Annotated in this window: 14 protein-coding genes; all 14 read left to right on the top strand. The window is 69.5% G+C overall.

Annotated features, from left to right (window positions below):
* Positions 1-20 precede the first annotated feature (20 nt).
* The 14 genes from D3230_RS06155 (at position 21) to D3230_RS06090 (ending at position 13,025) form a co-directional block, all read left to right on the top strand.
* Positions 21-1,112 carry an ArdC-like ssDNA-binding domain-containing protein gene (locus tag D3230_RS06155; protein WP_202344157.1) on the top strand — a complete coding sequence of 364 codons (1,092 nt, stop codon included), beginning with the start codon at positions 21-23 and terminating at the stop codon, positions 1,110-1,112.
* Complete coding sequence (locus D3230_RS06150; RefSeq protein ID WP_202344156.1) at positions 1,112-2,014, top strand: bifunctional DNA primase/polymerase; 903 nt, start codon at positions 1,112-1,114, stop codon at positions 2,012-2,014. Before D3230_RS06155 ends, D3230_RS06150 begins: the two co-directional genes overlap by 1 nt.
* On the top strand, positions 2,011-2,790 hold the full coding sequence (locus D3230_RS06145; protein ID WP_202344155.1) for a DUF2637 domain-containing protein: 780 nt from the start codon (positions 2,011-2,013) through the stop codon (positions 2,788-2,790). Before D3230_RS06150 ends, D3230_RS06145 begins: the two co-directional genes overlap by 4 nt.
* Positions 2,787-3,263, top strand: coding sequence for a hypothetical protein (locus tag D3230_RS06140; protein WP_202344154.1), 477 nt, complete (start codon positions 2,787-2,789; stop codon positions 3,261-3,263). Before D3230_RS06145 ends, D3230_RS06140 begins: the two co-directional genes overlap by 4 nt.
* 93 nt (positions 3,264-3,356) lie before the next feature.
* Positions 3,357-4,226: a hypothetical protein gene (locus D3230_RS06135; RefSeq protein WP_202344482.1), complete on the top strand. Its 870-nt coding sequence runs from the start codon at positions 3,357-3,359 to the stop codon at positions 4,224-4,226.
* Between the two features lies 1 nt (position 4,227).
* Positions 4,228-5,352 carry a ParB N-terminal domain-containing protein gene (locus D3230_RS06130; protein WP_202344153.1) on the top strand — a complete coding sequence of 375 codons (1,125 nt, stop codon included), beginning with the start codon at positions 4,228-4,230 and terminating at the stop codon, positions 5,350-5,352.
* A gap of 65 nt (positions 5,353-5,417) precedes the next feature.
* On the top strand, positions 5,418-6,086 hold the full coding sequence (locus D3230_RS06125) for a hypothetical protein (protein WP_202344152.1): 669 nt from the start codon (positions 5,418-5,420) through the stop codon (positions 6,084-6,086).
* 3 nt (positions 6,087-6,089) lie between these two features.
* Positions 6,090-7,262: a M23 family metallopeptidase gene (locus D3230_RS06120; RefSeq protein ID WP_202344151.1), complete on the top strand. Its 1,173-nt coding sequence runs from the start codon at positions 6,090-6,092 to the stop codon at positions 7,260-7,262.
* Positions 7,259-7,525: a DUF6112 family protein gene (locus tag D3230_RS06115; protein WP_202344150.1), complete on the top strand. Its 267-nt coding sequence runs from the start codon at positions 7,259-7,261 to the stop codon at positions 7,523-7,525. Before D3230_RS06120 ends, D3230_RS06115 begins: the two co-directional genes overlap by 4 nt.
* Positions 7,526-7,608: 83 nt before the next feature.
* Positions 7,609-7,881, top strand: a complete 273-nt coding sequence (locus D3230_RS06110) for a DUF6112 family protein (protein ID WP_202344149.1) — start codon at positions 7,609-7,611, stop codon at positions 7,879-7,881.
* Positions 7,882-7,897: 16 nt separating this feature from the next.
* Positions 7,898-9,208: a TrbL/VirB6 family protein gene (locus D3230_RS06105; RefSeq protein ID WP_202344148.1), complete on the top strand. Its 1,311-nt coding sequence runs from the start codon at positions 7,898-7,900 to the stop codon at positions 9,206-9,208.
* 4 nt (positions 9,209-9,212) lie between these two features.
* The gene (locus D3230_RS06100; protein WP_202344147.1) at positions 9,213-10,688 is read left to right on the top strand and encodes an SCO6880 family protein; all 1,476 of its coding nucleotides are present in this window, start codon (positions 9,213-9,215) and stop codon (positions 10,686-10,688) included.
* Between the two features lie 31 nt (positions 10,689-10,719).
* On the top strand, positions 10,720-11,535 hold the full coding sequence (locus D3230_RS06095; protein ID WP_202344146.1) for a hypothetical protein: 816 nt from the start codon (positions 10,720-10,722) through the stop codon (positions 11,533-11,535).
* Positions 11,532-13,025: an ATP-binding protein gene (locus D3230_RS06090; RefSeq protein WP_202344145.1), complete on the top strand. Its 1,494-nt coding sequence runs from the start codon at positions 11,532-11,534 to the stop codon at positions 13,023-13,025. The genes D3230_RS06095 and D3230_RS06090 overlap by 4 nt, the downstream gene beginning before the upstream one ends.
* The last annotated feature ends 9 nt before the right edge of the window (positions 13,026-13,034 follow it).

Raw genomic sequence — 13,034 nt, 5'->3', positions numbered from 1 at the left:
AGACGTGAAGGAGGCGGATCATGGCTGCACCGAGGAGGACCCCCGAGGAAGTCCGCGCTGCGCGCGAGGCGAAGCTCGACGCGGTGCGCGAGCAGCTTAACGCGCAGGTCGAGAAGCTGGTCACGGGTGAGGACTGGAAGCGGGCGCTGTCGTTCGCGGCGAAGTTCCGGTCACGTTCGGTGAACAACTCGTGGCTGATCTTCGCGCAGCATCAGGCCGCGTGGGAGGCCGGCCGGGTGCCGGAGCCGATGCCGACGTATGTGGCGGGGTTCCGGCAGTGGGCGCAGCTTGGCCGTCGCGTCGAGAAGGGCCAGAAGGGGTACGCGATCCTCGCCCCGGTGATCGGGAAGTTCGCGTCGAAGACCCCGGCGAATCCGATGTCGTGGCGTCGGCTCGCGCCCCGCGAAGCGCCGCTGCCGGGCGAGAAGGTGAAGTCGGAGATGGTTGGCGCGAAGGTCGCCTACGTCTTCGATATTTCCCAGACCACCGGCCCCGACGTGGCCCTGCCGCCGTCACCGCAGCTCCTCGCGGGTGAGGCGCCGGCCGGGCTTCGCGAGGGCCTGATCCGGCAGGTCGAGGAGGCTGGGTTCACGTTTATGCCGGTGCCGCACGAGGGCATGATCCACGGTGCGAATGGCATCACGAAGTTCGATGATCGTCAGGTCGCGGTGCGCACGAACATGGACGATGCCGCCCAGGTGAAGACGCTCGTGCACGAGCTGGCGCATGTGAAGATGCACGGCCCCGACCAGGTGGAGGCGCGGCAGCATCGCGGGATCGGCGAGGTGGAGGCCGAGTCGGTCGCGCTCATGGTCGGTGCCGCGCACGGCATGGATACGAGCGCCTACACGATCCCATATGTTTCGGGGTGGGCGATGGCCGCCGATGGGAAGAACCCGATCCAGATCGTGCAGGCCACGGCCGAGCGCGTGCGGAAAGTCTCGCTCGAGATCCTGGACCAGCTCGACACCGTGCAGATCAGCGACGGCACCCCGCCCGGTCTCACCCGAGATGAGCCCGAGCGCGCGACTGCAAAGCAGGCCGAACGGAAGACACCGGCACGCCCCGCTGCACGAAAACCAGCGCAGACGGCGCCGGTTCGGGGGCTGTGATGGATGCCGAGCAGCTCCTCGCCCCAGTGGCCGGCCTGTCGCTGGCGGATGCCGCCCAGCACTATGCGAATCTCGGGGTGCCCGTGTTCCCGTGCGTGCCCGGTGAGAAGCGCCCGCTCGTGGCGCACGGCTTCAAAGACGCGACCGCTGACCCTGTCCAGGTGGGTGCATGGTGGCGGCGCTGGCCGGAGGCGAACATCGGCATCCCGACCGGCCCCGCCTCCGGGATCGAAGTCGTCGATGTCGACGTGAAGGGCGACGAACCGCGCGGGCCCGTCTCGTGGCAGCGCGCCACGCAGGCCGGCTTCCTCGACGGGTGGGCGGCGCACGTGGTCACCCCGTCGGGCGGGCTGCACGCCTACTATCCGGCGGCGGAGATCGAGCAGCGCTCGTGGGCGTCGGGGAACGCGCAGCTCGACTTCCGGGGCACCGCCGGCTACATCGTCGCCCCGCCATCTCGCACCCTCATCGACGGGCAGGTGGCCGCGTATCAGCTCCTCGATCTCGCCACCGGCGACGTGCAGCCGGTGGATGCGGCCGCATTGCGGGAGTTCCTCGACCCTCGCCTGGTGCGGCCGACGTGGCAAGGGCAGCCCTTCCGGGGCGCCCTCCAAGAGCGCACCCAGCGCATTGCAGCATGGCTTGGCGGACGGGAGCAGAGCGAACGGAACCAGGGCCTCTACTGGGCTTCCTGCCGTCTCGCCGAGAACGGCGCCACCCTTGCCGAGGCGTTCGCAGCGCTCGGCCCGGTCGCCGAGCAGATCGGCCTCGCACCTCCGGAAATCGCACGCACGATCCGCTCCGCATACCGTGGCCCCGTCTCGGCTTCCTCGCCGTCGCCCGCGCATGCGCAGCCGGCCGCCCAGCGGGGGCCGGTCGATCGAGGGCGGGTGCTCGCATGACCGCCACAGCATCTGAGACGCGAGTCGGACGGCTCCCGGTCATCACGGCAATCACCGGCACGATCGCCATTGCGGCGGGGGCGTTCTGGCTGTCGTTCATCGCGCTGACGAATCTTGCCCAGAGGTCGGGATACGCGGCGGAGCAGGCGTGGGTATGGCCGCTGATCGTGGACGGCATCATCGTCGTGGCGACCGTTGCCACGGTCGCAATCGCCGGCCACCGTTCTGCTTGGTACCCGTGGTTCCTCCTGATGTGCGGTGCCGGGATCTCGGTGACGGCGAACTTCATTCACGCGATACTGACCGCCGACCCCGAAGTGCCCTGGCTGCTCGCCGGCTCAGTGGCCTCCGTACCATCGCTGGTGCTGCTCGCGATCACGCACCTCACGATCGTGCTCAACCGGCATCGCAAATCACTGCTCACCACCCACGCACTGTCTATCCCAGAGGCGATGACGAATCCGAAACCGGCGCCGACGTCGATCCCAGTCACGGCCGTGGCGCGAGAGCACGCGCCCATCGAGAGCGACGGCATGGCCCCGACGAGCGGACACAGCGTGCCGACGGCGCGAGAAGCTGCCGAGGTCCTGCGGGCGGGCGGATGGTCGAACAAGAAGATCGCCCGCTATCTCGAAGTTCACCCCTCGACCGTCGGCCGATGGTTCGCCCACGACTCCGACCAGCCAGGCGAGCCGACGGGCGGCAGCCCCGAACCGGAACCGATGTCACCTCCTGCTGATGCGACACCTCTTGAGAACGAGGAGGAACCCTCATGAACCCCGAATACGAGCCCGCCGGCGGGCCGGAGGCGGCGCGGTCGCGCCTGCACCCCGCGCTCGCGGCGGCCATGCAAGCCGAAGCCGCCCGCCCGACAGACCCGGTGGCGGCAGAGGTCGCGGAGGCGCAGCGGTCGATGCTCGCCGTGCACCGCGACCCCACGCTGAACGCTCCCGAAGCAGATCCCGAGACCTCCGAGCCTGAGGCAGACGCTGAGGAGAAACGGCGCACGCAGGTGCGGTGGGTGCGGCCGACCGAGCTGGCGATGCAGGGCGGGGCTCGGGCGACGGGCTGGGGCCTTGATCTGCGGGCCAAGCTCGGGCAGCGGGTTCGCGACGCGCGTGTCGAGCGGAAGCAGGATCGGGCCGAGCGCCGCAGCGCACGGGCGGAGCGTCTGCCCGATCTGTCGATCTCGGGCCGCCGTGCTCGCCGCGCCTCATCGCAGGAGCGTTCGGGGATGGGGCTGAGGTGATCCGCCATGAATGCGACCAGCCGCGTCTTCGCGCAGGACCTGCCCGGGCCCATGCAGGCCGGGTGCACCTGCCTCCAAGGAGGTGCCACGACCATGAAGAGAACCAGCAGCACGAGAACCCCTGCCGCGCAGCCCGGAACCCCGGGCCCGCGGCGGGGGTTCGAGCATTCCGAGGGGCTGCGCGCCCTGCTCATCCGCCTGCACGAGGGAGGCCAGTGGGCGTGGCGGCACGATCCCGAGGTCGCCGCGCTCATGCGGCACGCCGCCGACAAGTACGCCGCCCTCGCGCGCCGGCACGGCCTCGACCCGTGGGAGGCAGCCGCGGCCGCGTTCGATGCGATGCGCACCGGCGCCGTCCGCCGGGCCGACGACCCGTGGGCGGTCATCACCCGTGCCGTCAAGGTCACCTGCATCGCCGAGGAGCGAGCGAACGGGTTGCTGTGCTCGGTGCACCAGGCACGTAGGCCGAAGTTCTCCGCGCACCACGACGCCGAACGGTTCTCGGACCGGGAGAACCCGCTCACCGACTATCACCCGAACCTCCGCGTGCCCGCCCCCGACTTCCCAGACGACGACCCCGACGACACGGAGACTTCGACCCTCGTAGTGCGAGCCGTGGAAGATGCCGTGGTGCTGTTCCATCTGCTCGGCTGGCCGGCGGAGACGGCGCGGGCGGGGATCGACTACATCGTGACGAGGCTGGCCGAGTCCTCCTCTCGGGCGCAGGCGTTCGAGTCGCTGCGCCGCGACTACCACGCCCGTGCGCTGCTCGACCTGCCCGCCGCCTCGTGGCTGGCGATGCTGCGCATCGTGCTCGGAACGCAGGACCCGAACCAATCCCACACCCGGGCGGCGCGCGGGGTGCTGTACCGGCTCGTGTCGGGCGAACCGCTCCGCGCGCTCCTCGCCGACGACACGGTGCTCGCTGAGATCGTGCGTTCCGCGCCTGACGGGGGTGGGTGACGTGGCTGCGAGTAGCCCGGGGCATATCGAGCTGGAACGCTCGCTCGATTCCATCGTCGTCGGCAAGCGGCATCGCACTGACCTCGGCGACATTGCCGCGCTGGCCGAGTCCATCCGCAGCGAGGGGCTGTTGCAGCCGATCACGGTCACCCCGGATGGGACGCTGGTCTGCGGGCGTCGCCGGCTCGAGGCGCTCCGCCTCCTCGGGCATCGCTCCACGAACGTGTGGGTGCGCTCGAACCTCTCGGACCGGCTCAGCCAGCTTCTCGCGGAGCAGAACGACAACGCCCTGCACAAGCCTCTCTCCCTGATAGAGGCCGAGTCGCTGTACCGGGAGCTCAAGGTCGTGCTCGCCGAGGAAGCCACGCGTCGGCAGGCAGCGACCCGCTTCGGTGCGGAGGCGGGAACACCGGAGGACTCTGCGGAAGTCTCCGGTGCCGTCGAATCGACGGCACCGCGATCGGCGGGCGAAGCGCGGGTGCAGGCGGCACGCATGGTGACGGGCCGCGGCTCGCAGACGATGCTTGAGCAGATCGGCCGGCTGAAGGATCTTGCGCACGATGACACGCGCCCCGAGCGCATCAGGTCTCAGGCGATGGCCGAGCTTGCTCGGATCGAGGCCGGCGGGAAAGTGCATGGCGCGCATCTGCGCATGAACGCGGCGCTCTCGCTCGACGAGCTCGACCGGATCGCAGCCGACCCCGCGCAATCGGAGCCTGTGCGGGCGCAGGCTGCCGCTTCGGCTTCCCAGGTGCGGGCCGCCGCGAGCGCGGAGACTCGCACGGCGGAGCTTGCTGCCCTCGCTGCCGAGGCGATCGCCCGGGTCACGGCCGAGGGCCGGGGCAAGGGCAAGAAGCGACAGGCGAAGGAACCCGGCCGGCCGGCGTTGACGCTCGTCATGCTGCCGCCGCGCGCCTTCGTCGCGCTCTGGGCTGATATGGATGGCTGGACGAGGAAGTACGACCCGGCCGAAATCGCCGCCGCCCTGACCGTCCCGGAGTGGGAGCGCGCCGAGATCGTGCTCGCAGAGACGGTCTCGTTCTTCGCCGCGATCCGCACCGTCCGCGAAAGCGCCGCACCGGCGGTTCCCGGCGCTGGGATGGAAGCCCGGTCGCAGGCGGGCTGATCCTGCCCGGGGTGCAGCTTGTGCACCTCCCGAGTGACGTTCTCACTTCGGCTTCGGGAGGAACCATGCGCACGCCCAAGGAATCGGGCCGGCAGTCCAGCCGCTTCCAGATCGCCCTCATCGCCGGCGGTCTCGCGCTCATGGTGCTCGTCGGCATCGGCATTTACGGACTCCTCCGGGGCCCCGCCTCAGACACGGACACCCGCGCAGACTCCTCGACTTCTGAGACCGCGGAGCCCGAGCCTGAGCGTGATCTCGCCCTGAGCCGGCTGTCTGCGGCCTCGGATGGGGAGCGGTTCGCCCGCGCGGTCGCGGTGCGGCTGTTCGCGTGGGATACCCGGCTCGGCCACGGCACGGCCGAGTACATGCAGTCCCTCATTGACATCGCTGACCCGGCTGAGGCGCCGGGTCTCGCTGCCGATCTCCGCAGCTACTACCCAGACGATGCCGCCTGGCGCACCTTGCAGGGCTACTCGACGAGGCAGTGGCTCGAACTCGACACCGCCACCGTGCCCGACACCTGGGCGCGCGTCACAGAAGAGGCACGACCGGGCACGCTTCCGCAGGGTGCGGTCGCCTACACGATCACCGGCACCCGGCACCGCGCAGGCTCCTGGGAGGGTCAGGACGTTTCGGATGCGCGCCCGGTGTCGTTCACGATCTTCGCCGCCTGCCCGACGGGTGATTCCTGCCGGCTGCTGCGGCTCTCGGCCGTCGATACCCCCATGCCGTAGCTCATGGCGAAGAAGCTGCTCGTCATCCTGCTGGTGCTGTTCTGCATCGGCCCGTCGACCGCGATCGTGAGTCTTGGCGCGTTCATGGGGCCGGCCGGGTTCTGCCTGAACAACTCCCTGCTCGTCGGCCCGATCCCCGACAGCCTTACCGCGACGACCGCCGACGGCACCCCGGTCACGCTCGACAAGCGGCAGCTCACCCACGCGGCGACGATCATCACCACCGGGGCCGGCATCCCCGGTGCCGGGCAGGCCGGCGTTCGCATTGCGCTGATGGCCGCGCTCACCGAATCGCGGCTGCGGATGCTCTCGAACACGGGCGCGTACCCCGAGTCCGGGAACTTCCCGAACGACGGCGACGCTTCGGATCACGACTCGCTGGGGGTGTTCCAGATGCGGCCTGCCGCGGGCTGGGGCACGGTCGCTGAGCTCATGAACCCGAGCTATCAGGCTCAGGCGTTCTATGGCGGGAAGGACGGACCGAACTACCCTTCGCCGCGTGGTCTGCTTGACATTCCCGGCTGGCAGTCGATGGATCCGGGCGCTGCGGCGCAGGCGGTCGAGGTCAGCGCTTATCCCGACCGGTACCGGAACTGGCAGCCCGTCGCCGAGGCGATCCTCACCGCTCTCACCAACCCCGCACCCGGCAACAGCCGGGGCGGCGGGGGTGGCGGGCAGGTGTCGGAGACTTCGCGCGTCGTGTTCCCGCTCCCGGAGGGCAGCTACGCGAGTACCGACAGCTTCGGGTGGCGCACCGACCCCTTCACTGGGGAGAGCGAGTTCCATTCCGGCTCTGATCTCGCGGCAGCCGACGGCACCCCGATCTTCGCCGTCGCCGATGGCCGCGTCGCGGTCGCGGAGTTCGGGGGCTGGGGTGGCCTCATCATCATCGAGCACACGGTCAAGGGTGCCCGCGTCGCTTCCTACTACGTGCATATGTGGCGAGACGGTATCTACGTTACGGCCGGCGAAACGGTCGCGGCCGGGCAGCACATCGGTGATGTCGGCTCGTCGGGCCGTTCGACGGGCCCGCATCTGCATCTTGAAATCCATCCTAGCGGGCAGGGTCAGCCGCCCGTGAACGCGATGGAATGGCTCGCCCAGCACGGCGCCGTGCCGAGCGACGGCACAACCACCGCGGTCGGGTGCCGCGCGAACTTCGGGAGCGCCGCATGAACGTGTTTCCCGACTTCGGCGGCGTCGGCGCATCCGACGGACTCGCCTCGGTGATCGGCGCGCTTCTCACGATCATCCTCATCGGCGCCGTGCTCGCCCTCATCGTCTCCGCGATCGTGTGGGCGGTGTCGTCATCGGCCGGGAACCCGTACACGGCGCAGAAAGCCCGAGTCGGCGTGTTCGTCGCGCTCGGGGCTGCCACGCTCGCGGGGGCCGGGGTCGCGTGGGTGAACTTCCTCCTCACCGTCGGCGACACCCTCTGAACCCACCGCTGCCGTCACTGGCCGGTGCACCTGCCTGTCGGACGATTCGCGTCCGACCATCGACCGGCAAGGAGCAGCACCTCATGATCGACATCGACCCGAACAGCGACGGGCTTCCGGGGATCGCGCAACTGCGCGACATCGTGGGCGCCGTGATGACCGTGGGATTGATTCTCAGCGTCTTGGCGTTGATCGTCTCGGCGATCGTCTGGGGTTTCGGCGCGAACTCCTCCAACCCGCACCTCGCCTCACGCGGGAAGACGGGCGTGCTGGTGTCCTGTGGCGCGGCGGTGTTGTGCGGTGCGGCCGTCACCTTGATTAATTTCTTCTGGACCGTCGGCCAGGCCGTCAACTAACCGGCGGTGATCCAGGGTGAGTATCTGCGACATCCCCGGCATCTCAACAGTCTGCACCGCGATCGGTGAAGGACCCGCCGGGCTCTTCTTCGGGTGGATCGCATCGGCGATGGGCCTCGGCGTGTCCACCATGTTCCAGGGCATGTGGGAGGTGTTCTCCACCTCCACCTCGGTCGATGTCACCAGCGACGGCTACGTGAAGGTCTACAACATCCTGTTCGGCATCGCCGTGCTCGTGACGCTGCTGTTCTTCTGCTTCCAGCTCATCGCGGGTCTCGCCCGCCGCGACCCCTCCGCGCTCTCTCGTGCCGCGCTCGGGGTGGCGAAGAGCGTGCTCGGCTCGTTCGTGCTCATCACCTGCACCGCGCTGCTCCTTGAGATCACCGACCAGCTCTGCGTCGGTGTCATCCAGGCCACGGGGCAGACCATCGAGAGCATGGGCGGCCGGCTCGCCCTTCTCATCGGCGCCGTCACCATCACCTCCGTCGCCGGCGGCGCAGGCGCATTGCTCACGATCTTCCTTGCAGGCTTGATGATCGCGGCGATCTTCATCCTGTGGTTCTCCCTCCTTATCCGGAAGGCCTTGCTGCTGGTGGCAATCGTGTTCGGGCCGATCGCGCTCGCAGGCCTGACCTGGGAGGCGTCTCGCGGCTGGTTCGGGAAGTGGGCAACCTTCGTGGTCGCGCTCATTGCGTCGAAGCTCGTGATCGTGGTGATCTTCCTGATCGCCACCGCCCAGGTCGCCGCTCCCATCAGTCTCGACCTGAAGTCGCTGTCGGAACCGATTGCGGGGATCGTGCTGCTGTTCGTCGCAGCCTTCGCACCGTACATGGCGTACAAGTTCCTGAGCTTCGTCGGCTTCGATATGTACCAGGCCGCTTCGATGGAGCAGGAAGCGAAGAACGCCCTCAACCGGCCGGTCCCGCTCCCGTCGCAGCCAAATGGTCCTGCGCCGAAGCAGGTGCTCAGCCGCGACGACTCGGCAAGCGCTCCGTCGGAGCCTGCTCCGGCCGCGCCTCCACCCGCCGCCGAGGCTCCTGCGATGGCTCCGGCTGCCGAAGGCGCTGTTGAAGGCGGCACTGCGTCCGTTGGCACGAGCGGCGCTGCGGGAGTCGCCGCACCCATCGTCGCGGGAGCGATCGTCGTGAAGGAGACCGCGACTGCGGGGCCGAAGCTCGGCGGAGCGATCGGCGATGCCGCAGACTCGCACGCCGGCAACGCCTCCGAGCAGGCATCCCCACCACCAGCATCCGCGGCGCAGCAGCCCCCGGCGGTGCTCCCGCCACCGACGCCGAAGACCCCGCCCGCACCGACCGGAAAGGGGTAGCCCCGTGACTTCGCAGGCGTCTACGGCCTCCGCACCAGAGCGGTTCGAGCTGCGGCCGGTGCAGTTCTCGCGCCTCACGCGCCGCGGCATCCTTCTCGGCCTCTCCCTCTCACAGCTCATCGTTCTCGCAGTGGCGCTCCTCATCGTCGTCGCGGGCCTCTACACGAACGGCGGCGCGGGCCTCGCGTGGTCGTCGCCTGCCTGGGCGTCGCTCGTCGCGGTCGCCTGGGTGCCCGTCGGCGGACGGAAGCTCATCGAGTGGGCGCCCATCGTGACCCGCTGGATGCTCCGCACCCGGGCGAAGCAGACCCGCTACCGCCGCCGCGTCGTGAAGCCCCGCCCAGCGGGCACGCTCGCGCTCCCAGGCGACATGGCCGCGCTCCGGGAATGGGTCGATCCCGAAACGGATGCGGCGATGATCCACGATCCCCACGCGCAGACCCTCACCGCAGTATGCGGGGTGCAGCACCCGGCGTTCGTGCTCCTCGACCCCGCCGAGCAGCAGCGCCGCGTCACCGGCTGGGGCCGAGTGCTCGCCGCCGCCTGCCGCTCAGGTCGCATCGCCCGCATTCAGGTCATGGAGCGCACCCTCCCCGATTCCGGGTCCGGGCTCACCGAATGGTGGCGGGCGCACGGCACCGACGACGGTTCCTGGGCGGCGACCACCTACCGGGAACTCATCGAGCGGGCCGGCCCCGCAGGCGAGCGCCACGCCACCACCGTGTCGCTGTCGATCGACATGCGCGCCGCCGCCAGGCAGATTCGTTCCGCAGGCGGCGGGATGAAGGGCGCGGCCGCGGTGCTGCGTCAGGAAATGCAGTCGTTCCAGACCGCGCTCCGCAGCGCCGAGCTCCACATGACCGGCTGGCTCACCCCGGGCGACGTCGCCTTGATCCTCCGCACCGCCTATGACCCCGCCGCAGGCCCCGCCCTGGAACGGCACGGCGCCCTCGGCCGGGATCTCGCCATCGCGGGCCCAGTCGCGGTGAACGAATCATGGGATCGGCTGCGCTCCGACAGCGCGCACCACGCGGTGCTGTGGATCAGCGAGTGGCCCAGAGCGCAGACCTTCCCGGGGTTCCTCGCTCCGCTCGTTCTCACCGGCGGCGTGCTCCGTTCGCTCTCGCTGCACTACCTCCCGGTCCGGGCGGATCAGGCGGCACGGGATCTGCGGAAGAAGAAGACCGAGATGATCGCCGACGCCGCGCAACGGCGGAAGATCGGCCAGGTCGAAGACACGCAAGCCTCCGCCGAGTACAGCGATGTCCTGCAACAGGAATCCGAGCTCACCGCGGGTCACGGCGTCCTGCGCGTCGTCGGCCTCGTCTCCGTCTCGGCACCGACCGCGAGCGAGCTCGATGCGGCCGTGTCGCAGATCGAACAGGCCGCGATCCAGGCCTCCTGCGAAACAAGAAGGCTCGTCGGCCAGCAAGCACAGGCCTTCACCGCAGCGGCACTGCCGCTGTGCCGATCCATCTGACCACTGCACCCTCTTGAATGGAGTCCCGATCATGCCGACCTTCACCAACCCTGCCGCCGACGCGGCCGAGATGTACGAGGCGATGCGCGGCCTCGCCCACGCGAGCATCGTGCTCGACCAGCCCGAGCGCATGTACGGGATGCTCGGCGACCTCCTCGGCGCGGTGCGATCCCTCGAACAGGTGCTCAGCCAGTTCGCGAAAGGCCACACCGACGCCCGCGGGCGCGCAGCGAATGACGCAGGTGATCGTGCCGCCGGCACCCAGGACGCGCTCACCGCAGCGGCCGAGCTCCGCCAGGCCGCCGCCCTCATCGGCGAGGCAGAGCGGCGACTCGACGCAGGTAAGGCGGCGGCCGGCCGGATCGCCTGGCAGCCCGCCGTTCAGACGAGCGAAGCCCCTTCGCGGCTCATCAACGTGGTGTTCCTGCACGGCGGCGAAGCCGACCACGCCCTCGACCTGATCGAAGCCGGGGGCGCGGATGCCGCGATCCAAGAACTCGCCGGCTACGACTTCGGAGACGAGACCGTCGAAGCCGCGCTCGAGAACGGGTACGTCTACGACTCAGTGCCCGTCGCGCAGCTCGACCGCATAGCGACGCTCAACGCTTACACCCTGGTCTATAACCAGGACCACCGCCACATCGCCCTCTACCGGGCCGAAGACAGCCTGCCCAGCCCCGTACTGCTCGGCATCGCTGACCCCCGTCCTGCCGCACCAGCCGGCACCCCGGAGCACGACGGTGCTGTTGCGGAGTCGCGGCAGGCGCGGCGGGAACGTCTCGGAACCCCGACGATCAACCGACAAAACTACGTGAACCACCCCGCCATTCGGGGCCTCGGACGATGAGTCACGAACCAGGCGAGGCCGAGCCCGGCCGGCTCCATACCTCGGTGCTCGTCGGCCCGGAAGGAGAGCTGCGCAGGCATCGCCGAGCCCGCGCGCAAGCCGCAGCCCGCCTCCAAGCCGAAGCGAGAGCCGCCGCTATCGCCGCCGCCCGAGCACAAGCAGACGAGGAACGCAAAGCTCGCCGCGCGACCCGCTACCTACCAAGGGCCGGCGAAGACGGGCCCGCGGCGTTGCGGACGCCTGGCCGGTTCCGGCTCCCACGCCACCAGGACACCTCCGCCACGCTGTCGGGGCACTACCCGTTCCTCGCGGAAGGCGGGCTCGGCTCAGCTGGAACCTTCATCGGGCAAGACCTCTACTCGGGCGGCTCCTTCGTCTACGATCCCTGGCAGCTCTACAAGCAAGGGGTCATCACCGCCCCGAACATGATCCTCGCCGGCATCGTCGGCTCCGGGAAGTCCTCGCTCGCGAAGAGCCTCTACACGCGGGCGCTCCCGTTCGGGCGCCGCGTCTACATCCCGGGAGACCCGAAAGGCGAGCATACCTCCGTCGCTCGCGCCGTCGGCGGGCGCGCCATCGTGCTCGGCCCCTCGCTCCCGACCCGCCTGAACCCCTTGGATGAGGGCTACCGCGCGGCTGGCATCCCGGATGAGGACTGGGCGGCACAGGTCGCAGCCCGCCGCCGGGATCTCATCGGGGCGCTCGCGGAGACCGTGCTCGACCGCCGCCTCACACCGGTGGAGCACACCGCGATCGACGTCGCCCTCGCCGATGCGGTGCGCTGCGCGGAAGTGCCGATCCTGCCAATGGTCGTCGACCGCATCCTCGCACCCGCGAAAACCGACGACCCCGACGGCCGACTCGCCGAAGACGGCCGCATGGCCGGGCACGCACTCCGCCGACTCGTCGCCGGCGACCTCTCAGGCATGTTCGACGGTCCCAGCACCGAGAAGTTCGACCCCACCCTGCCGATGCTCTCGCTCGATCTCTCAAGAGTGGCCAAGAACTCGGCGCTGCTCGCGGTGCTGATGACCTGCGCGGCCGCGTGGATGGAAGCCGCACTCCAAGACCCGAACGGCGGGCAACGCTTCGTCGTCTACGACGAGGCATGGCGCCTCATGTCCTACCCGAGCCTTCTCGCTCGCATGGATGCGCAATGGCGGCTCGCCAGGCACTACGGGCTCGCGAACCTGCTGGTCTTCCACAAGCTCTCAGACCTCGAAAACGTCGGCGACCAGGGCTCACGGATGCGGGGCCTCGCCTCGTCGCTCCTCGCAAACGCAGAGACTCGCATCGTCTACCGGCAGGAATCCGACCAGCTCGGCGCCACCGCACAGACCCTCGGCCTCACCGGCACTGAGCGATCCCTGCTCCCAGGCCTCGGCATCGGGCAGGGCCTGTGGAAGATCAAAGATCGCAGCTTCGTCGTGCAGCACCAGCTCCACCCCGCCGAACTCGAACTCTTCGACACCCGCGCACGCATGCTCTGAATTCCCCGC

The organism is Leucobacter chromiireducens subsp. solipictus (assembly GCF_016758195.1).
GTDB lineage: Bacteria > Actinomycetota > Actinomycetes > Actinomycetales > Microbacteriaceae > Leucobacter > Leucobacter solipictus.
The sequence above is the reverse complement of the archived record's forward strand: the minus strand, read 5'-3'. Positions and strand labels throughout refer to the sequence as shown.

Excerpts from the sequence above, each read along its gene's own strand:
- D3230_RS06115 (WP_202344150.1), top strand. The coding sequence starts at position 7,259 with ATGAACGTGTTTCCCGACTTCGGCGGCGTCGGCGCATCCGACGGACTC.
- D3230_RS06155 (WP_202344157.1), top strand. The coding sequence starts at position 21 with ATGGCTGCACCGAGGAGGACCCCCGAGGAAGTCCGCGCTGCGCGCGAG.
- D3230_RS06110 (WP_202344149.1), top strand. The coding sequence starts at position 7,609 with ATGATCGACATCGACCCGAACAGCGACGGGCTTCCGGGGATCGCGCAA.
- D3230_RS06135 (WP_202344482.1), top strand. The coding sequence starts at position 3,357 with ATGAAGAGAACCAGCAGCACGAGAACCCCTGCCGCGCAGCCCGGAACC.
- D3230_RS06150 (WP_202344156.1), top strand. The coding sequence starts at position 1,112 with ATGGATGCCGAGCAGCTCCTCGCCCCAGTGGCCGGCCTGTCGCTGGCG.
- D3230_RS06140 (WP_202344154.1), top strand. The coding sequence starts at position 2,787 with ATGAACCCCGAATACGAGCCCGCCGGCGGGCCGGAGGCGGCGCGGTCG.
- D3230_RS06095 (WP_202344146.1), top strand. The coding sequence starts at position 10,720 with ATGCCGACCTTCACCAACCCTGCCGCCGACGCGGCCGAGATGTACGAG.
- D3230_RS06145 (WP_202344155.1), top strand. The coding sequence starts at position 2,011 with ATGACCGCCACAGCATCTGAGACGCGAGTCGGACGGCTCCCGGTCATC.
- D3230_RS06090 (WP_202344145.1), top strand. The coding sequence starts at position 11,532 with ATGAGTCACGAACCAGGCGAGGCCGAGCCCGGCCGGCTCCATACCTCG.
- D3230_RS06120 (WP_202344151.1), top strand. The coding sequence starts at position 6,090 with ATGGCGAAGAAGCTGCTCGTCATCCTGCTGGTGCTGTTCTGCATCGGC.
- D3230_RS06125 (WP_202344152.1), top strand. The coding sequence starts at position 5,418 with ATGCGCACGCCCAAGGAATCGGGCCGGCAGTCCAGCCGCTTCCAGATC.